Annotated in this window: 21 protein-coding genes and 1 pseudogene; 16 read left to right on the top strand and 6 right to left on the bottom strand. The window is 53.2% G+C overall.

Annotated features, from left to right (window positions below; translation table 11 throughout):
* Window positions 1-250: 250 nt before the first annotated feature.
* Together AC0IM9_RS20100 and AC0IM9_RS20095 are read left to right on the top strand one after the other, a co-directional pair.
* Window positions 251-403, top strand: a pseudogene (locus AC0IM9_RS20100) (HNH endonuclease); the annotation flags it as partial.
* Between the two features lie 102 nt (window positions 404-505).
* The gene (locus AC0IM9_RS20095; RefSeq protein WP_482805206.1) at window positions 506-1,165 is read left to right on the top strand and encodes a hypothetical protein; all 660 of its coding nucleotides are present in this window, start codon (window positions 506-508) and stop codon (window positions 1,163-1,165) included.
* Between the two features lie 325 nt (window positions 1,166-1,490).
* Here the strand turns inward: AC0IM9_RS20095 and AC0IM9_RS20090 are convergent, their stop codons facing one another.
* From AC0IM9_RS20090 to AC0IM9_RS20075, 4 genes are all read right to left on the bottom strand, one after another.
* A complete protein-coding gene (locus AC0IM9_RS20090) occupies window positions 1,491-1,733 on the bottom strand; it encodes a hypothetical protein (RefSeq protein ID WP_482805205.1) in 243 nt (80 codons plus the stop codon).
* A gap of 221 nt (window positions 1,734-1,954) precedes the next feature.
* On the bottom strand, window positions 1,955-2,491 hold the full coding sequence (locus AC0IM9_RS20085; RefSeq protein ID WP_482805204.1) for a J domain-containing protein: 537 nt from the start codon (window positions 2,489-2,491) through the stop codon (window positions 1,955-1,957).
* Window positions 2,492-2,901: 410 nt separating this feature from the next.
* Window positions 2,902-3,366 carry a hypothetical protein gene (locus AC0IM9_RS20080; protein WP_140913964.1) on the bottom strand — a complete coding sequence of 155 codons (465 nt, stop codon included), beginning with the start codon at window positions 3,364-3,366 and terminating at the stop codon, window positions 2,902-2,904.
* Between the two features lie 201 nt (window positions 3,367-3,567).
* Window positions 3,568-3,765 carry a hypothetical protein gene (locus AC0IM9_RS20075; protein ID WP_482805203.1) on the bottom strand — a complete coding sequence of 66 codons (198 nt, stop codon included), beginning with the start codon at window positions 3,763-3,765 and terminating at the stop codon, window positions 3,568-3,570.
* A gap of 392 nt (window positions 3,766-4,157) precedes the next feature.
* Here AC0IM9_RS20075 and AC0IM9_RS20070 point away from each other — a divergent pair, with 392 nt between their 5' ends.
* The 4 genes from AC0IM9_RS20070 to AC0IM9_RS20055 all read left to right on the top strand — a co-directional run bounded on the left by AC0IM9_RS20070 (window position 4,158) and on the right by AC0IM9_RS20055 (window position 7,095).
* Entirely contained in the window at window positions 4,158-4,346 is a 189-nt protein-coding gene (locus AC0IM9_RS20070) for a hypothetical protein (RefSeq protein ID WP_482805202.1), read from the top strand.
* Window positions 4,347-4,632: 286 nt separating this feature from the next.
* Window positions 4,633-4,827 (top strand): hypothetical protein, encoded by a 195-nt coding sequence (locus tag AC0IM9_RS20065; protein WP_482805201.1) that lies wholly within the window; start codon window positions 4,633-4,635, stop codon window positions 4,825-4,827.
* Window positions 4,828-5,027: 200 nt separating this feature from the next.
* Window positions 5,028-6,176 (top strand): acetyltransferase domain-containing protein, encoded by a 1,149-nt coding sequence (locus AC0IM9_RS20060; protein ID WP_482805200.1) that lies wholly within the window; start codon window positions 5,028-5,030, stop codon window positions 6,174-6,176.
* An 85-nt stretch (window positions 6,177-6,261) separates the two neighbouring features.
* Window positions 6,262-7,095, top strand: coding sequence for a thymidylate synthase (locus AC0IM9_RS20055; protein ID WP_140913959.1), 834 nt, complete (start codon window positions 6,262-6,264; stop codon window positions 7,093-7,095).
* Window positions 7,096-7,182: 87 nt separating this feature from the next.
* On the opposite strand, the gene smbP is transcribed toward AC0IM9_RS20055, so the two are convergent.
* Complete coding sequence (smbP, locus tag AC0IM9_RS20050; protein WP_140913958.1) at window positions 7,183-7,518, bottom strand: small metal-binding protein SmbP; 336 nt, start codon at window positions 7,516-7,518, stop codon at window positions 7,183-7,185.
* A gap of 196 nt (window positions 7,519-7,714) precedes the next feature.
* On the opposite strand from smbP, the gene nth reads away from it, so the two are divergent.
* From nth to AC0IM9_RS20025, 5 genes are all read left to right on the top strand, one after another.
* Window positions 7,715-8,350: an endonuclease III gene (gene nth, locus AC0IM9_RS20045; RefSeq protein ID WP_482805199.1), complete on the top strand. Its 636-nt coding sequence runs from the start codon at window positions 7,715-7,717 to the stop codon at window positions 8,348-8,350.
* A gap of 104 nt (window positions 8,351-8,454) precedes the next feature.
* Window positions 8,455-9,009, top strand: a complete 555-nt coding sequence (locus AC0IM9_RS20040; RefSeq protein WP_140913956.1) for a hypothetical protein — start codon at window positions 8,455-8,457, stop codon at window positions 9,007-9,009.
* 31 nt (window positions 9,010-9,040) lie between these two features.
* The gene (locus tag AC0IM9_RS20035; protein WP_064023096.1) at window positions 9,041-9,604 is read left to right on the top strand and encodes a DedA family protein; all 564 of its coding nucleotides are present in this window, start codon (window positions 9,041-9,043) and stop codon (window positions 9,602-9,604) included.
* Window positions 9,605-9,607: 3 nt separating this feature from the next.
* Window positions 9,608-10,456, top strand: a complete 849-nt coding sequence (locus AC0IM9_RS20030) for an HvfB family MNIO-type RiPP peptide maturase (protein WP_482805198.1) — start codon at window positions 9,608-9,610, stop codon at window positions 10,454-10,456.
* On the top strand, window positions 10,456-11,214 hold the full coding sequence (locus tag AC0IM9_RS20025) for an HvfC family RiPP maturation protein (protein ID WP_482805197.1): 759 nt from the start codon (window positions 10,456-10,458) through the stop codon (window positions 11,212-11,214). The genes AC0IM9_RS20030 and AC0IM9_RS20025 overlap by 1 nt, the downstream gene beginning before the upstream one ends.
* On the opposite strand, the gene AC0IM9_RS20020 is transcribed toward AC0IM9_RS20025, so the two are convergent.
* Window positions 11,192-11,527 carry an ASCH domain-containing protein gene (locus AC0IM9_RS20020; protein ID WP_140913971.1) on the bottom strand — a complete coding sequence of 112 codons (336 nt, stop codon included), beginning with the start codon at window positions 11,525-11,527 and terminating at the stop codon, window positions 11,192-11,194. The genes AC0IM9_RS20025 and AC0IM9_RS20020 overlap by 23 nt on opposite strands.
* 242 nt (window positions 11,528-11,769) lie before the next feature.
* Here AC0IM9_RS20020 and AC0IM9_RS20015 point away from each other — a divergent pair, with 242 nt between their 5' ends.
* The 5 genes from AC0IM9_RS20015 to AC0IM9_RS19995 all read left to right on the top strand — a co-directional run.
* The gene (locus AC0IM9_RS20015; RefSeq protein ID WP_445372202.1) at window positions 11,770-12,843 is read left to right on the top strand and encodes a methyl-accepting chemotaxis protein; all 1,074 of its coding nucleotides are present in this window, start codon (window positions 11,770-11,772) and stop codon (window positions 12,841-12,843) included.
* Between the two features lie 9 nt (window positions 12,844-12,852).
* Window positions 12,853-13,221: a response regulator gene (locus AC0IM9_RS20010; RefSeq protein ID WP_064027959.1), complete on the top strand. Its 369-nt coding sequence runs from the start codon at window positions 12,853-12,855 to the stop codon at window positions 13,219-13,221.
* Window positions 13,222-13,288: 67 nt separating this feature from the next.
* A complete protein-coding gene (locus AC0IM9_RS20005; protein ID WP_278209836.1) occupies window positions 13,289-13,582 on the top strand; it encodes an STAS domain-containing protein in 294 nt (97 codons plus the stop codon).
* Between the two features lie 4 nt (window positions 13,583-13,586).
* Window positions 13,587-15,767, top strand: coding sequence for a chemotaxis protein CheA (locus AC0IM9_RS20000; protein ID WP_482805196.1), 2,181 nt, complete (start codon window positions 13,587-13,589; stop codon window positions 15,765-15,767).
* Window positions 15,768-15,808: 41 nt separating this feature from the next.
* Window positions 15,809-17,608, top strand: a 1,800-nt coding sequence (locus tag AC0IM9_RS19995; protein ID WP_482805195.1) for a PAS domain S-box protein, incomplete at its 3' end; no start/stop codon positions are given.

Below are 17,608 nucleotides of genomic sequence, written 5' to 3'. Positions count from 1 at the left end.
TCTCTTTATTTTTTGTTTCTTTCATGATCTGCGCTAATTCAACTGTCATTTTAAAATGACTATCTTGGCCCACTTGAGCCGGTTGGTGAAGTGGGGCGGACCATTCCATTAGGTCTAGCAATTAAGCGTCCTAGAAAGGTTTTGCTATATTCTAGACCTGACCCCTTTTCTCATAAATTGTCGCTTTGTGGACCGTTTTCGGTGGATATACGGAACCATCAAATAACCAGTTGGGCATCATAGTTTCACCATGCGCTGCATATTCTGCAAACAAGACTCGGCTGGTTCGCGTAGCGTTGAACACATCATGCCTGAATCTCTCGGTAGCAAGAAACGAGTGCTGCCGCCTGGAGTAGTCTGCGATAAATGCAACAACTACTTTGCTCGGGAGGTTGAGGGACCTCTTCTGAGTCATCCATCAATGAGGAATATCCGAGCCTGGCACCAAGTGCCAAACAAGCGCGGAAGAATTCCATCGCTTCTTGGTCACATTGGCGGAACAGACGTGGCTGTCGGATTCCGTCGCGGACGTGATGGAAAGCTGGAGATTGATCCAGAATGCCTGCGCCATAGTGTGCGATTGGAGTCGGAATGGAAGTCCGGGCTTGAGAACGGCTTCCTATTCGTGATCGATTTGGATCCACCAAAGAAGGAAATGTCGCGTTTTCTTTGCAAGATGGCGCTTGAAACGTTCGCCGAGAGGCTCCTGCATGGCGAAGACGGCACAGAAAGAATGATAGATGAGCCGTTCTTCGACAACATTCGGAACTTCGTCCGCTACGGACGGGGAGTCTTCGAGTGGCCATATTCTCAGCGCCGCATTTATCCAGATACAACGCTGATGCGACATCCCGATACAAAGAAATGGGTGCCGGTTGGGTTTGGGTGCACGTTGTTCACGACAAAGCGCTTGGAAACGCTATTCGCGTTCTGTCTTTACGGTATGGAGTTTGTCATCAACATTGGAGGGCCTTCCATTCGGGGCTACGAGGAGTGGCTGGAAGACCATGGACATATCAGTCCGATGGTGGAGCGTACCGGATGTCGCCTAGTAACGAAGGGTGAAGGTCGCTCGAAGCAACATTATCTTTACGGCGATTTTCAGGAGCGTGAAGGTATTGAGTTCGACCGACGTCATGGGTATTGCCCTGAGTCTATGAAATAGTGCCCCTGATGCCCGCCCAGCAGCAAATAGCCTTGATGGAATCGAGGATTTGAAGGCTAACTCGCCTTCAATTGCCGAGCTTATCTTCCAAACGGTGCGGCCGACGCCCTCGATTCCGCTAACGGTGCATCGAGGCTGCGCGAGGCTTCCGGCAGGGCCAACTGGTACAGTTTCGGTTGACTCGATTGAATCCGCTGTAGAACAGAATGATTGCTCAAAGCATCGGCGTTCAAAGCCAGCCCATATCAAGTCGCACCTTAAATTCCAATAGGTCAAAATTTAAACCGGGCGAGTTTGGGCTCGCCTAGTTAGTTTCAGCCATTTGTCAGCCGTTCAATTCCGGAATATTGGTCGCCAACCGGGACCGTAACAAACCCAGCTGTCTTTGCAATTCGTCTTCGGCGTCGCCGATGTTTTTGAAGGCCTGCAAGACTTTTTGATCGTTCAGTGCAGCCGGATGATTTGCGTCGACGAAATCCAGGATTTCGGAGTCCATTTCGCTCATGCTTTTGACGATTTCTTCCATTTTGTCCAAGACCGCGCGTAATTCGTTTAAATCTTTAGCCATAAATCTCTCATTCGTTTGGATTATTATCATCAGCTGACCGTTGGGCAACGTTGTCTATACGGTCTGGTTAGTCCGGCATTTGCGGCCGAATTCTTTTCTTCCTGGGTCATTCGCCAAATCGGCGTAACCGCGGATTACACTGTCGGCAACGCCAATTACGGCAGGCCAAACAGCACGTTAAGCCAAGGTCGCCGCTGCCATCGCCTGTTTGCCGGGTTCATTTACGATGCTCGTTCCAGTAAGGCATTGCGGGCTTCGGTAATTCGAATGAATTGCTCGTGGCTGCCGCCGACGTCGGGGTGGGTTTTTTGGGCGAGGCGCCGAAATGCGGTTTTAATCTGGGAGGCTTTCAGTACGCCGTCGAGCGGCAGGTGCAATGCTTCCCGGTGTCGCCGTTCGCTGAAGCGGCGATCCTGGCTGGGGGCCTGAAAACGGCTTTGGTGGTGCCGGGCCTGGTATTCGTAAAGTCTTTCCTGCGCCGCGCGGCGGAGTTTCAACGACTCCCGGCGCAACTCCACTTGGTCGTCCTGCCATTTTTGCCGCGACATTACTGTGCAAGCTTCGAAGCCTATCCAACCGTTCGTTTCCAGCTCGTCGAGGTTGAACGGGCCGACCATGTCGTAGGGCTCTTCCAGCCAGGCATACCTCGCCTGCGGACTGGCTTTAATCAGGCCGATGGTCACGGTATCGGCGATGCCGAGCGAGCCGTTCCAAATGACCCATCGCTGTTCTTCTTCCGGCCACGGATTGTGGTGCATGGTCTTTACCTGATTGGCTGATGAGCAAGAATTTTCTGTTAAGCCAGCAAGATGAATACCAAGCACGACAGCGGTTGGAGAAGTGTCGCCAGCCGTGGTTTGTTAGCGCGTTAAGCCCTATCCGGGCGAATGGAATCAGGGGTTTGGGGTACGAATGGGTAGTGGAAAACTGACAAACTGTCAGGTTTGGAACAAGGCGGTTGGTTTGTCGATTTCTAAAGGGCTGCGGCCGAATCTGCCGAGCTTTGCGTTGTCAGTCCGCTTGGCCCATCCTGACCAGCCTGGACGGCGTTGCGCAATCCAGGCTCCGTGCGGCGTAATCAGAGCGTTCTGAGAGACATTCGACCCAGGCCGAGGCCAAGGGAGCGAGAATGGCTATGCCGTTAAAGCGTTCAAGATCGGGTCACCGACTATAGACGCCTGATATATCCATCGTCTCGAGCGCCAAACATTTGCTTCAGCCGCGGAAATTTTGCAATCGCGTTGGCTAATTTCATTAGCGTGGCGTAATCCTTCATATCCACGGGTTTGAAGACACTGCGGCTGACATGAAAATCCGAAAAACCATCGGGAGTTGGGTAAAAACCGGGAGTGGGTAGAGGCACTTCGCTTTGATGATAGGTTTCCTGCAACCTTTTTCCCTGAATTTGGTTCGGACTAAAACCGTCTATCATGTCCGGTTCGACGTTCATTATGCTGTAAGAATACGATTCGGTTACCAGCTCTCTGCCTATGTTGTTTGCCTGGCCATGCGCCTGGGTGATGTGGCCGTTCAGAAACAGAATCTGGGCGACGTCACCGACTTGTTTGGTTTTTATGGCGCCGTTTTCATCTCTCGATTCGGTAACAAAATACACTGTAGGATTATTGTCCAAGTCTCCACTGTAGCCAATTATGTTGTCCGGCCGATATAAATAGTCGCAATATCCCATCGTTTACCTACCTTCTTTAAGATTAAGCTTTTGTTGTTTTCCGCGGTTTGGTTTGGCTTTAGCCAGGGTAGCGCATAAATTCAGTTAAATTTTTGCGGGAGGTTCAACCGGTTTTCGCGCAAAACTAATTCAAGCGGTTTTGGGTTAACCGCCGACTCTCGGCAACGCCAGCAGCCAAGCAAAGTGCTGCAAACCTGATGCAATTTCCGGCCGTTTCGGGTGATTGCCGATTCCGTATCGACTTTCCGGTGATGCAGCTTGTTTGGCAGCAGCAAGCAAAACTGTAGTCGAAATCGGCGTTGGTGCCGGACAAAAATAGGAGCGGCTTTCGGAGTCCGTCATGGCGCCCCAGCAGCCCCAAGTACAAGATACCCGTTAGCGTCCGGCTAAGCGGCCATTAAGCTGAACCGAGAACAATCTGCCGCAACTGAAACAGTCCGCGAAGGAGGATATATGTTCAGACTATTAGCAATCACGGTATTTTGTTTATCGTTTTCCGGTGTGGCGGCCGCGCACGGCGGGGATTGGGGCTATGGTCGCCACCATCATCACCACAGACATCATCACCCCCGTTTCTGGGGCTACGACCGGCCTTACTATCCCGCGTACTCTCAGCCGTATTGGGGTGTTCGCCCCATACCGCCGGGGTATCGCGAGCTGACGCCGCCCAGATACTACCGCTATGACCGATACGGGCCGGATCGGGATTTTGACTACCGGCGAGGCTGGTAGTCATGCGTCGCTACCTGCGTTTATTGTTTTTGCTGGCCGGACTGATGTTGCTGTCGGGATGTGTGGCCTATGTGCCCTACGGCCAGCGTTCGGCCGGTTACTACGCGCCTTACGGCGGCTATGGCTACGACGCCGGCCCGCACCACGGCGGTTGGCATCATCGCCATCACCGCCACCATTGGCATCACTGATTGCCGTCGCTTAGCCGATCCTGGCCGGGTGTCGGAATATTTGACGGCGTCAGCCGTGCGTGCGGGATCTGACGGCCGGCGTTGGCGTATCGGTCCTCGAATTTGCTGAGTTCTGACAGCCGATCGAGGCGATCGCGCTAGGTTGTGAGTGTCGCGTTTTTTGACAATTGCCGCTGGGTCGTAGCGGTGTTCGGCTGTTGTCGGCTTTGATTTTCAAAAGGTTTTATGCCCAGGTTCGCTTTATGCAGGTGTTTTGACGCCACAAAACCATATACCGGGGGCGATTATGAACACCTTACACCATCACCCGAAAATCGCAGATTTTGCCCAGGTTGCCGTAGTTCAAGCCAAAGCCATCGACGGGCATAAGATATTGGCTTACTTGGCTTGTTTTGCCGATGTCGCGCTGGCATTGACTGTCCTGATCTCGATTTGCTGTTCCAGCCTGTTATTGCTCTGCACCAGCTTGGGTGTGATTTAAGTACCCGAAGCACAGGCGATGCCGCTAAACCCATAGTTAGGGTTGCAATTGTCTGGGCAGTAGCCGAGCGGTCAGGTCCAAGATTATTACGGATCTGCCGGTCGGCTTTCACCAAATCCGGAGGCTTCATCGGCCGACATTGATTGACTTCCGCTACTCCGCCGATAAGCTAAGCCGATTTGGCTTGGGTGGCACTCAATATGGTCCGACGTATCGCTTGTTTGGATAATCTGCGCGGTTTGGTCATGATATTGATGACGCTAGACCATACTCGCGATTTTTTCAGCATCTCTCATTTCGATCCTACCGATTTGCAGAAAACTTCTGCGGCATTGTTTATGACCCGCTGGATTACCCATTTCTGCGCGGCGGTGTTCGTGTTTCTGGCTGGTACCAGCGCCTGTTTGTGGGCAGCTAAACGTGGGCCGGCCGCACCGGTCAGCGGCTTTCTGGCCAAGCGCGGTTTGTTATTGCTGCTACTGGTTGTTACGGTTGAAGCTTGGGCCTGGAATTTTCGTGCCGATTTGCGCCACGTCGACGCCGGCGTGTTGTGGGCGCTGGGTTGGTCGATGATGGTTTTGGCGGTGCTGGTCAAATTGCCGCTGGGTTGGGTGGTCTCCATCGGCGTCTTGATGGTTGTCGGCCATAACGTGTTTGACGGCTTGAAACCGGCCGAGATGGGGTGGTTCGGTCCGTGGTGGTCGGTGTTGCATACCGGCGATGACATCGATTTCGGCGGCGGGTTTGTGTTGAATCCTTACTATCCCCTGATTCCGTGGATCGGGGTGATGGCCTTGGGCTACGGTTTCGGCCATTTGTTGGATGCAGAGCAATGGCGTAAACCGCGGCGGCTGGCGTGGTTGGGCGGCGGCTTGTTTGCTGTTTTCATATTACTGCGCTACAGCAATTCATACGGCGATCCGCAGCCGTGGCAAGCTTACCCCGATCCGGTATTTACGTTGTTGTCGTTTTTAAACTGCCACAAATATCCGCCGTCCTTGTTGTATCTATTGATGACGCTGGGGCCGGCATTGATGTTTCTGGCGCTTGCGTCCCGGCCGATAGTGGTGGTGCAGGTGTTCGGCAGAACGCCGTTGTTTTACTATCTGATCCATCTCTATGCAATCCACGGTTTGGCGGTGCTGGTGGCCTTGGTTAGCGGTGGACCGGTGGCGGTCGTGGCCGGCGGCGGTATCTGGCAAAAAGATTGGCCGGCCGATTACGGCTTCGGACTGCCCGGCGTTTACGGCGTCTGGCTGCTGGTGTTGATGATGCTGTATCCGGTTTGCCGTTGGTTCGAGGCGTTCAAAGCGGCGCGGCCGCAGTGGCGTTGGTTGCAATATTTATAGCCAAGGGCTGCCGGTACGTGCATAACCGTTTACGCGTTATCCCCCGTCCCCGTTATACTGAGGCAATTTGTCCGCTTAACTTGCTATGCAACCATATTTAGAGCTTCTGGCCGATATCATGGCCAACGGCGTCGATAAAAGCGACCGTACCGGCACCGGTACCCGTTCGGTTTTCGGCCGGCAAATTCGTTACAACCTGGCCGATGGGTTTCCGTTGTTGACCACCAAAAAACTGCACTTCAAGTCGATAGCTTACGAGTTGCTCTGGTTTTTGCGGGGCGACACCAATATCAAATACCTGAACGACCACGGCGTCACGATCTGGGACGAATGGGCAACGCCGGATGGCGAGCTGGGCCCGGTTTACGGCGCGCAGTGGCGCAACTGGTTGGGGCCGGATGGAAGGCGTTTCGATCAGATCGAGATTCTGGTCGATGGCTTGAAGCGCAAACCCGACTCGCGCCGGCACCTGGTCAGCGCCTGGAACGTGGGTTTTCTGCCGGACGAATCGATCGGGCCGCGCGAAAATGCGGCGGCCGGCAGGATGGCGTTGCCGCCGTGCCACGTGCTGTACCAGTTTTACGTGGCGAACGGTAAATTGTCCTGCATGATGACCCAACGCAGTGCCGACTGTTTTTTGGGCGTGCCGTACAACCAAGCCAGTGTGGCGTTATTGACGCACATGTTGGCCCAGCAATGTGGCTTCGAAGTCGGCGAATTGATCATGTCGTTCGGCGATGTGCACGTCTACCGCAACCATTTTGCCCAAGTCGAGTTGCAGTTGAGTCGCCAACCTTTGCCGCCGCCGCGTTTGCAGTTCGGCCGTCGGCCGGAGTCGATTTTCGATTATCGATTCGCCGATTTTCAGTTATTGGATTACCAAGCCCACCCGCACATTGCCGGAGCCGTGTCGGTATGATGGATTGCGGGTAGAGACGCAGTCGATGGCGTCTCTACCCGGCGGCCTCAGGCCGCGGTTGAATTCTGATTGCGGGAGTTTGACGGGTTATTTATTGCCGGCCTTGATATGTTCGACGGCTTCCTCGGCGGCTTTGGTCGCAACGTCGGCATGGCCCATTTTGCCGTGTTCTATCGCGCTTTCCAACGATTTGACGCCGGCATCGAGATGAGTTTTGGCTTCGCCTTTGGCAACTTCGGCGCCTTTTTTGGCATGAGGCAGAGCGGCTTCGGCGTGTTCTACCAGTACCGAGGCATGGCCGGCTTTGCCGTGGGTGACGGCCTGATTGGCGTGTTCCAGTGCGGTGGCGGCGTGTTCTTCTGCAAGGGCGCCGGTAGCGGCTAGCAACAGTGCGCTTAGGATAATGCTTGATAACGTTTTCATAATTCCCCCGAATTGATGTGTTTAGTGGTTCTGCGCACCCGCTTGGGTGCCAGCTAGAGACTGGAGGGGCGCGGAATGGTTCCGGCCAAATCCGCGTTATCGAATTTCAGGTGGCTGGCGGCAGAAGGATTGCCTGGACTTGCTTGCCGAATGTTTAATTGCCTGGAAAACTTAAACCCGAGGGTATCGATCCGGTATGAATAACGACAAACGTCTGGCCATTTTCGAACGTCTGGCCGAGGCCACGCCTAACCCCACGACAGAGTTAAATTACAGTTCGCCGTTCGAATTATTGGTGGCGGTGGTGCTGTCGGCACAGGCGACCGATAAGGGGGTTAATAAAGCTACCGCCAAGCTGTTTCCGGTGGCGAATACACCGCAGGCGATTTTGGCTTTGGGCGAAGACGGCTTAAAAGAACATATCAAAACCATTGGTTTATTTAACAGCAAGGCGGCAAATGTCATAAAACTTTGTCAGACTCTGTTGGAAAAGCACCAAGGCGAGGTGCCCCGCGAGCGAGAAGCGTTAGAGGCGCTGGCCGGCGTCGGCCGCAAGACGGCTAACGTGGTTTTGAATACCGCGTTTGGGCAACCGACCATCGCGGTCGATACCCATATTTTCCGGGTCGCGAACCGCACCGGTCTGGCGCCGGGAAAAAACGTGCTTGAGGTGGAGAAAAAATTGGACAAGACGGTGCCGAAATCCCACAAGAAAGATGCACATCATTTGTTGATTCTGCACGGCCGCTACATCTGTATCGCCCGCAAACCCCGCTGCGAGGCTTGTTGTATTGCCGACCTTTGCGAATTTAAGGACAAGAATCTAGCGTGAGTATGCAATAATCAGAATCGAAGCAGCAGGACGTTTGCCCGTCGTAATGCGGCCGGACGAAGGCCGGATAACATAATTACAAAAACGCACGAGAGGATAGCTAAATGAAAAAATTCAATAAATCTCCGTTGGCCGCTGCAATGGGCGGTGCCCTTTTGTCCGGTATCGCTGCGAACGCGCAAGCCGAGCCCAATCCGTTTGCGTTGTCGGAACTGGCCGGCGGGTACATGCAGGTTGCAACCTCACACGCCGAGCATTCCAACGGCAAAATCAGCCAAGGTGCCTGCGGTTCCAATGCGATGGACAGCAACGGTAAGAAAGTGGCTGCCGGCGCTAAAAAATCCGACGCGAAGAAAACCGAAGGTTCCTGTGGCGAAGGCATGTGCGGCGGCATGATGAGCGGCGGCAAAATGAAGCCGGGCATGGAAAACATGTGCGGTGCAATGATGAAAGGCAAGGAAGGCGCCTGCGGCATGGGCATGATGGGCGGTATGGATCATGGTAACGCCGACAAACCGAAACAAGCCGAAGAAGGTAGCTGCGGTGCGATGATGAATCCGGATAAAAAAGCCGGCGAACATAGCTGCGGCGCCATGATGAAAGGCGGCGAAGGCAGTTGCGGCAGCAAAATGGATGCCGACAAAGCGGCCGGCCATTAATTCTCCGACCTGACGGTATTGAATCGACGTTATGGATTTTCAGGATATACAGCAGCTGGTTATCGATTACGGTTATCTGGCCTTATTTATCGGTACCTATCTGGAAGGCGAAACCATTTTGGTGATTGCCGGCTTTTTGGCGCATAGCGGCTATTTGGCGTTGGAATGGGTCATGTTGACAGCGTTCCTCGGTACTTTTGCCGGCGACCAGACCTTTTTTTATCTGGGGCGGTGGAAAGGTATCTCCTTTTTGGAAAAAAGGCCGCTCTGGCACAGTAAAACCGACAAAGTGTTCGATCTACTGCACAAGCACCAGATACCGGTGATTCTCGGTTTCCGCTTTCTTTACGGCGTGCGTAACGTCACGCCGTTCGTAATCGGCGCCAGCAAGATTCATCCGCTTAAGTTTTTTGCCTTGAATTTTTTGGGTGCGGCGATCTGGGCGATAGCAGTCGGTTACTTGGGTTATACCTTTGGCCAGTTCGCCGAGTCCATCATGGGCCAAGTCAAAAAATACGAAATGTATATCCTGGGCGTGCTGGTGGCGATAGGCTTGGCCTTGTTTTGGCGTTCGACGCATAAACCGGAAGAGTAAGCGATGCGAAGCGTCCGCAATCTGGTCCATGGTGTCGGCCTGGGTTTGCGTCGTTCGTTTTTGAGCGAGATTGTCGAGCAGCCGCCGGCGCAAATCGGGTTTTACGAGGTAGCGCCGGAGAATTGGATGCCGATAGGCGGCAAGTTCGGCAAACAATTTCGGGCCATGACCGAGCGTTTCGACTTTGTTTGCCACGGCTTGTCTTTGTCCATCGGCAGCAGCGATCCGCTCGACGAGCAATTCGTGCGCGATATGAAACGGTTCATGGCCGAACACGGCATCAAGTTTTACAGCGAACACCTCAGTTATTGCAGCCACGGCGGACATCTGTACGATTTGATGCCGATGCCGTTTACCGAGGATGCGGTCAAACATGTCGCGGCGCGAATTCGCCGGGTGCAAGACATTCTCGAACAGCGCATTGCCATCGAAAATATTTCTTACTATGCCGCGCCAGGCCGGGAGATGACCGAGATTGATTTCTTCAATGCCGTCGTCGCCGAGGCCGATTGCGATGTGCTGCTCGACATCAATAACATCTACGTCAATAGCGTCAACCACGGGTACGACGCGGAAGCCTTTCTACGGGCTATGCCCGGCGACCGCATCGCTTACGCCCACATCGCCGGCCATTACGTTGAAGCCAAAGACTTTTTGGTTGATACCCACGGCGCGACGGTGATCGATCCGGTTTGGAAGTTACTGGAGACGGCTTACCGCCTGTTCGGCGTTTTCCCAACCTTATTGGAACGGGATTTCAACATTCCACCTTTGGCCGAATTGTTACAGGAAGTGGGCACGATCAGCGCCGTTCAACAGCATGCCGTTGCCGCCGAAAAACGGGTGGCGTGATGGCGGCATCTTTTCAAAGTACGCAACAGCGCTTTGCCGCCTATATCCGCGATCCGCATAGTAATCCGCCCCCGGCCGATGTCGAGCCTAGACGGATGGCGATGTACCGTGAATTGTTTTTCAACAATATAGACAGCTTCATCGCCAGCAATTTCCCGGTGGTCAGGGCGATTCTGGATGATGCCCAATGGCTGGAATTGACCCGGGATTTTTTTTCCCGCCACCGTTCCCGAACGCCGTATTTTTCCGAGATTGCCGAAGAGTTTTTGGAGTATTTGCAAAACGAGCGCAGCAATCCGGAGGATTATCCCTTCCTGCTGGAGCTAGCGCATTATGAGTGGGTGGAAATGGCGCTGTCGATTGCCAAGGACGCGCCGAAACTAGGTGATCAAGCGTTTTTGGACGGCCTAACGACCCAAAGGATTGCGCTGTCAGAACTGGCTTTGCCGTTGTTGTACCAATATCCGGTGCATCGGATCGGTCCCGATTTCCTGCCGTTGCAGCCGCCCGAGCAGGCCACCTGTCTGGTCGTTTATCGCGACGGGATGGACCAAGTCCACTTTTTGCAGGTTAGCGGTCTGACGCTAAGCGTGTTGCAAATCCTGCAAGACCGGGGGCCAATGCCGGCCGCGCAATGTTTGCAAAACGTGGCAGCCGAGTTCCCGCAGATCGAGCCGCAACTGATTCAGAGCAACGGTCTATCGATGCTGCGGGAACTGGCCGAAAAAGGAATCGTTATTCCGGCTGGCGACGCTTGAAGCAGTGCAGCCAGACCAAGCCGTCTTCGTTCCATTCCATGCCGCTGTGCATGCGTAAGATCAAATCCTTGTACATCGCTAAATTCGGATAGCCCTCGGCGCGGGCGTCGGCGTCCGTCATATCGCCGATTCGTTGCCGCTCGACTTCCGTTACCTCGAATTCCACTCCTTCCAGAATAAACCTCTCGCCCGGATAGGCATAGAGGCCGTCGCGGCGTTGCTGGGTCTTTTCCCCGGCTAGCGCAGCCGCCACCAGTTTGGGGTGGCGGACCAACCGATCGATATCGCAAGTTTTTTCCGGATAGTCGTGCATAGTCATCTTCAAAGTGCGTAAAAGCGCCACACTTTAAGAGTCTTATTCAAGCATGACAAGCCTCAGCCGTAACTGATCCACAAAATTTATTGGCCGATTGCGGCGAGTCGGACATTTCCTACATGTCCGCATTAGCAATACGGAATTCTCTGTCTATACTGCTTGACACATGATTGCTACCGAATCTTTGAATAAATCCTAGCAATTCGATTAAACGGAAAAGGGAGGCGGATCCCGTGCCTATGTTTCAAGTAATACTATTGTTGCTCGCCTGCTCGTTGTTGAGCGCTTGGCTTGCTTCTTCGTATACCAAGCGCCGTTTGCTTTTGGAGCAGGCCAGCATGCCCAAACCGCCGCCATCGTTGCCGGTTCCTGATGTGGAAAAATACCTTACCGGGATCGACAAGTTTGCCAACGAAGTCGCTCCGGTTTGGTCCAAGCACATTGAATCCTCGCGCCAAGAAATGGAACAGGCCATTGGCGAATTAACCGGGCGCTTTGCCGGCATCACCAGCGGCCTCGACGTCTTGGTTGGCTCTTCTAGCAATCCGGCATTCGGCCGAAACGAGGATATTTTTTCGACGAGTAACGCCAATCTACAGAAAGTTGTCGGTTCACTGGACGCCGCGCTACAGGAAAATTTACAGGTACTGACCAAAATCCGTTCCTTAGCCGGTTTCATAGAAGAATTGAAAACCATGGCCAAAGAAGTGGCGCGGATCGCCGAGCAGACCAATTTGATCGCATTGAATGCGGCGATCGAGGCGGCCAGAGCCGGCGAAGCCGGCCGGGGATTTGCCGTGGTTGCCGATGAGGTGCGTAAGCTCTCCAACCTGTCCGGTGAGACCGGCAAACTGATCGGTTCTAAGGTCGATCAAGTCAGCGGAGCGATTCAAACCACCTTGGCAGCCGTGGAGAAAAGCACCGAAAACGAAACCGCGGCGGTTGCCGCGTCGCAAGGCAATATCCAAAACGTGATGAGTGCGTTGCACGGGGTGTTCGAAACGCTGCAGCGGCATTCCGAAGAGATGAATAAACAGGCCCGTGTGATCAAACGCGAGATCGACGAGTCGCTGGTGCAATTTCAATTTCAGGATCGGATTGGTCAGGTGTTGTCGCATGTGCGCGACAGCATCAGCGATCTGCCGCGCCATATCATGCGCAGCCAAGGCGACGGCGTTTTCGGACTCAAGCCGTTGGCTACCGACGACATTCTGCACGAGTTGCGCAGCACATACACTATGGTTTCCGAGCACAGCGCCCACGGCGGTAGTGCGCACCACGAACAACCTTCTACCGAAATTACTTTTTTCTAGGAACAAAAAATGGCCAAAACAATTTTAGTGGTTGATGACTCAGCATCGGTCCGTCAAGTTGTCAGTATTGCTCTGAAAGGTGCCGGCTACGACGTTATCGAAGGCGTCGACGGCAAAGATGCGCTGAGCAAATTGAATGGGCAAAAAGTGCATTTGGTGATTTCTGACGTAAACATGCCGAATATGGACGGTATCACCTTCGTTAAAGAACTCAAGCAATTGCCCGCTTATAAGTTTACTCCGGTCATCATGCTGACCACCGAGTCGCAAGAAAGCAAGAAGCAGGAAGGGCAAGCCGCCGGTGCCAAAGCCTGGGTGGTTAAACCGTTTCAGCCGGCGCAAATGCTGGCTGCCGTGTCGAAATTGATTTTGCCCTAATAGCTTTGCCGGTTATTCCAGGTCGACGGTTTCAGGCTTATCCAACTTATATGGCGAGGTTTTGACGATGCAAACGCTAACGATAGAAGATGAATTGACCATCTTTACCGCCGCGGAACAGAAATCCGGTCTGCTGAATTTTCTGGGGTCGGGCGACGATTTGGAAATCAATTTATCCCAGGTCTCCGAAATGGATACTGCCGGTTTGCAGTTGTTGATTCTGGCCAAACGGGAGGCGGCTCGCGCCGGGAAGGCCCTGCGTTTTGTCATGCATAGCAAGGTGGTTCTGGAAATTTTGGAACTCGCCAATCTGACCACGGCGTTTGGCGACCAAGTGGTAATTTCGCATAACGAGGACTAACCAAATGAGTATCGACGCCGAAATGAAGGCCGCTCTGGTCACGTTCACAATAGAGAGTCTGGAACTGCTGCAAGACATGGAAGACGGGCTCCTGAGTCTGGAAGACGGGGAAGACCCGACGGAACGGATCAATTCGATTTTCCGCGCCGCCCATACCATCAAGGGTTCGTCCGGTTTATTCGGCCTGGACCACATCGTCAAATTCACCCACGTGGTCGAAAGCATTCTGGATGCCGTACGCGAAGGTAAACTCGACGTCAGCTCCGATCTGGTGGCGGTATTGTTACCTTGTTGCGACCACATCGCACTATTGATTCGGGCTGTGGTTGACGGGGATGTCGACGAGAACCCCGATATGACCGCGGCCGGAGATGTGCTGTTGGCCGAACTGCGGCCGTTTCTGGATGGCAACAAAGCTGGCCCGGTGGCAACGGTTGCCTCGACTCAGGAGCGGGTGGAAACCAGCGGCGGCGGTGAAGTCGAGACCGGCAATTGGCATATCTCGCTCCGGTTCGGCGAAGATTCTCTGCGCAACGGCATGGATCCGTTGTCTTTTATTCGTTATATGACGACGTTGGGAAGCATCGTTAATTTGACCACGATTACCAGCCGGATACCCGCTGTAGAAGAAATGGATCCGGAAACCAATTATCTGGGCTTTGAAATCGACGTTAAAAGCGATGCCGGTAAAGAAGCTCTGGAAAACGTATTCGAATTCGTTAGGGCCGACAGTATCATCCACATTTTGCCCTTGGAAAGCGCGATAGCCGATTACATCGAACTGATCCGTTCCTTGCCGGAAGACGATGTTTTCCTCGGCGAATTACTGGTGAAAAGCGGCGTGCTGACCAAACGCGAATTGGAAGACGGCCTGAGTAAACAGAAAAACGATTCCGAAACCAGTCACCAGGCGCAACCGATCGGAGAAATCCTGGTCGAGCAGCAAGTCGTGCAGCAGCCCTTGGTCACGGCGGCGCTGGAAAAGCAAAAACAGATCAAAGACAACAAAGCCCGCGAAAGCCAAAGCATTCGCGTCGATGCCGAACGTCTGGATAAATTGATCGACTTGATCGGCGAATTGGTGATTTCCAGCGCCGGCGTTAATCTGCGCGCCTTGCAAACCGCGCAATCGGCGTTGTTGGAAGCTACCGGCGAAATGATGCGGCTGGTAGAAGAAGTTCGCGACAGCGCGTTGCAATTGCGCATGGTGCCGATTGGGACCACATTCAGCCGTTTCCAACGGGTGGTTCGCGACGTTAGTAAAGAATTGGGTAAAGACATCAATTTGGTGATTACCGGCGGCGAAACCGAAGTCGACAAATCCGTGGTCGAAAAAATCGGCGATCCGCTGATGCACTTGGTGCGCAATGCAATGGATCACGGCATCGAATCGGCCGAAGTTCGTCATCAAAAAGGTAAACCCAGCCAGGGCACGCTACGGCTGAATGCCTATCACGAATCCGGAACTATTGCGATCGAAGTCAGCGACGATGGTGGCGGCTTGAATCGCGAGCGCATTCTGGCCAAAGCCGTCGAAAAAGGCATGGTCTCGGCCGATGCCAAGTTATCCGATCAAGAAGTCTACGCCTTGATCTTCGAACCTGGTTTCTCCACAGCCGCACAAATTTCCAACCTGTCCGGCCGCGGCGTCGGTATGGATGTGGTGAAACGCAACGTGACCGACTTGCGCGGCAGTATAGAGGTGGACAGCGCTATCGGCGTCGGTACTACCATGCGTATCCGCTTGCCTTTAACGTTAGCGATTATCGACGGCTTTTTGGTCGGTGTTGGCAAGTCCTCGTTCGTAGTGCCGCTGGATCGGGTCGTAGAATGCGTGGAATTGACTAACGACACCGGTCACAACGACTACATGGATTTACGCGGCGAGGTACTGCCGTTCATCCGTTTGCGCAGCCTGTTCGGCATCAACGAGCAACCCCCGCGGCGGGCGAATGTGGTGGTGGTCGATGTTGCCGGGGCCAAGACCGGCTTGGTCGTAGACCGCTTGCTTGGCGAGTTTCAAACCGTGATTAAGCCGCTTGGAAAGCTGTTTGCTCATGTTCAGGGCTTGGGCGGTTCGACCATCCTCGGTAGCGGCGAAGTTGCGTTAATCCTCGATGTACCGGTTTTAGTGGGTTCGTTTGAACAGAAAATGCAGCGTCACGCCCTGTCCTTGTCGGCATGATGCTGTACCGATCATTCTCTTTGCGAATTGGGAATTAAGCCATGAGAAATAATCAACCTGTTACTAATATCGAATTAAATTTCGACGAAGACGAGATACTAAGTTCTACAACCGATTTAGAAGGGCATATCACCAGCGTTAGCCCGGCATTCGTTAAATTGAGTGGATTTAGCGAACAAGAACTGATGGGCCAGCCCCACAACATTGTGCGCCATCCGGACATGCCGGAAGAAGCCTATGAATGGATGTGGCGCGACATCCAGGCCGGGAAAACCTGGCGAGGGCTAGTAAAGAACCGCTCCAAGCACGGGGATTTCTACTGGGTTGAGGCCAACGTCTCGCCGGTCTATAACGGCGGCAAAATCGTTGGCTATCGCTCTCTACGCTATAAACCCCGCCGTCAGGATATCGACGAGGCCGCAAAGCTATATGCCGGAATTAAATCCGGTCACATAAAAAATCCATTTCAACCAAAAACACTGAACACCATGCTGAGCAAGATCAAACTTTGGCAAAAATTTCTTGTGCTGATTGTACTGGCTACCATTATGTCTGCTGTACCAACCTACCTGTTGGTGGAGCGCAGTCTCAATGAAAAAGATGTCGCATTAAAGGAAAAAAAGGGCATCGATTACACAACTGCAACCATTAAGTTGATGCAACTTGCGATGGATCATCGCGGTATAAATGGGATGGTGATTGCAGGCAACGGTCAGGAGATATCTCGGAGAAACGCCAAACGTCAGGAAATTAATGAGCATCTCGCAAATATCACTGCGCTGGATAGCCGACTGTCCGATTTTGGATTGACCCAGTCGTGGCAAGCCTTGCAGGAAAAATGGCGCGATTTAGAGGCCGCGTCCAACACATTCGATACGCAAGCCAATTTTGGTAAACACGCCGAATTTATTAAACAGGTGCACGCTTTTACCCGTAACGTGGCTGATGCGTCCGGATTGGCGCTGGACCCGGAACATAATACCTATTACGCGCAATTGTTGTCGGTTGATCTAATTCCGGATCTATGTGAGCAATTTGGTCTGATCAGAGGCCTAGGCGCTTCCATGCTGCAACGGAGAACATTTACGCCTGAGGAAGCTGCTTCTTTGCGCGAAATCATGGACTCTACCGAAGAGACCTTCGAGATAGTCAAAGAGAGTTCAGCCAAAATCGGCAATATGGATGAGGCTTTCCGTTCAACACTCAAAAAATCCAAGGACGAGGCCGAAAATGCCATTTCATTGGTTAAAAAGGGGATTCTGCAGACTAACAAAGTCGATATGTCTGCTGCCGATTACTTCAACACTATGACTGGCGTCGTACAACATAATTTCGACTTGTCCGCCAAATTCGCAGAACTGTTGCGTACTGGCTTGGACGACCGCATAGAAAGGGTGGACCGAAGCGTCAATAATTCACTAATTATAGCGTCCCTGTTGCTATTAGTTTTTCTTGCCGTGAGCTGGTCTATCGTAATGGGTGTGTTGCGGCCGGTAAGGTCAATGATCGATGCCGTGTCTATGCTGGGTCGCGGTGAAATGCCGCCCCGGGACGATAACAATTACGGCTTGGAATTCAATCAGCTTAACGAGGGTATTAAAGCCGCTGTGTTCTCGGTGCAGTCCTTGATTGCCGACGCCAGCATGCTGTCGCAAGCGGCGGTGGAAGGCAAACTGTCGACCCGAGCCGATGCCGGCAAACACCAGGGCGATTTCCGCAAAATCGTCCAAGGCGTAAACAACACCCTGGATGCCGTGATCGGCCCGCTCAACGTGGCGGCGGACTACGTCGACAAAATCTCGCGCGGCGCCATCCCGGCCAAAATCACGGACAGCTACAAC

It is taken from the genome of Methylomonas sp. Uni0011, from assembly GCF_056850255.1.
The sequence above is the reverse complement of the archived record's forward strand: the minus strand, read 5'-3'. Positions and strand labels throughout refer to the sequence as shown.

Coding starts and splice junctions, on each gene's coding strand:
- AC0IM9_RS20090 (WP_482805205.1), bottom strand. CDS start 1,733: ATGGCTAAAGATTTAAACGAATTACGCGCGGTCTTGGACAAAATGGAA.
- AC0IM9_RS20085 (WP_482805204.1), bottom strand. CDS start 2,491: ATGCACCACAATCCGTGGCCGGAAGAAGAACAGCGATGGGTCATTTGG.
- AC0IM9_RS20075 (WP_482805203.1), bottom strand. CDS start 3,765: ATGACGGACTCCGAAAGCCGCTCCTATTTTTGTCCGGCACCAACGCCG.
- AC0IM9_RS20070 (WP_482805202.1), top strand. CDS start 4,158: ATGCGTCGCTACCTGCGTTTATTGTTTTTGCTGGCCGGACTGATGTTG.
- AC0IM9_RS20065 (WP_482805201.1), top strand. CDS start 4,633: ATGAACACCTTACACCATCACCCGAAAATCGCAGATTTTGCCCAGGTT.
- AC0IM9_RS20060 (WP_482805200.1), top strand. CDS start 5,028: ATGGTCCGACGTATCGCTTGTTTGGATAATCTGCGCGGTTTGGTCATG.
- AC0IM9_RS20055 (WP_140913959.1), top strand. CDS start 6,262: ATGCAACCATATTTAGAGCTTCTGGCCGATATCATGGCCAACGGCGTC.
- smbP (WP_140913958.1), bottom strand. CDS start 7,518: ATGAAAACGTTATCAAGCATTATCCTAAGCGCACTGTTGCTAGCCGCT.
- nth (WP_482805199.1), top strand. CDS start 7,715: ATGAATAACGACAAACGTCTGGCCATTTTCGAACGTCTGGCCGAGGCC.
- AC0IM9_RS20040 (WP_140913956.1), top strand. CDS start 8,455: ATGAAAAAATTCAATAAATCTCCGTTGGCCGCTGCAATGGGCGGTGCC.
- AC0IM9_RS20035 (WP_064023096.1), top strand. CDS start 9,041: ATGGATTTTCAGGATATACAGCAGCTGGTTATCGATTACGGTTATCTG.
- AC0IM9_RS20030 (WP_482805198.1), top strand. CDS start 9,608: ATGCGAAGCGTCCGCAATCTGGTCCATGGTGTCGGCCTGGGTTTGCGT.
- AC0IM9_RS20025 (WP_482805197.1), top strand. CDS start 10,456: ATGGCGGCATCTTTTCAAAGTACGCAACAGCGCTTTGCCGCCTATATC.
- AC0IM9_RS20020 (WP_140913971.1), bottom strand. CDS start 11,527: ATGCACGACTATCCGGAAAAAACTTGCGATATCGATCGGTTGGTCCGC.
- AC0IM9_RS20015 (WP_445372202.1), top strand. CDS start 11,770: ATGTTTCAAGTAATACTATTGTTGCTCGCCTGCTCGTTGTTGAGCGCT.
- AC0IM9_RS20010 (WP_064027959.1), top strand. CDS start 12,853: ATGGCCAAAACAATTTTAGTGGTTGATGACTCAGCATCGGTCCGTCAA.
- AC0IM9_RS20005 (WP_278209836.1), top strand. CDS start 13,289: ATGCAAACGCTAACGATAGAAGATGAATTGACCATCTTTACCGCCGCG.
- AC0IM9_RS20000 (WP_482805196.1), top strand. CDS start 13,587: ATGAGTATCGACGCCGAAATGAAGGCCGCTCTGGTCACGTTCACAATA.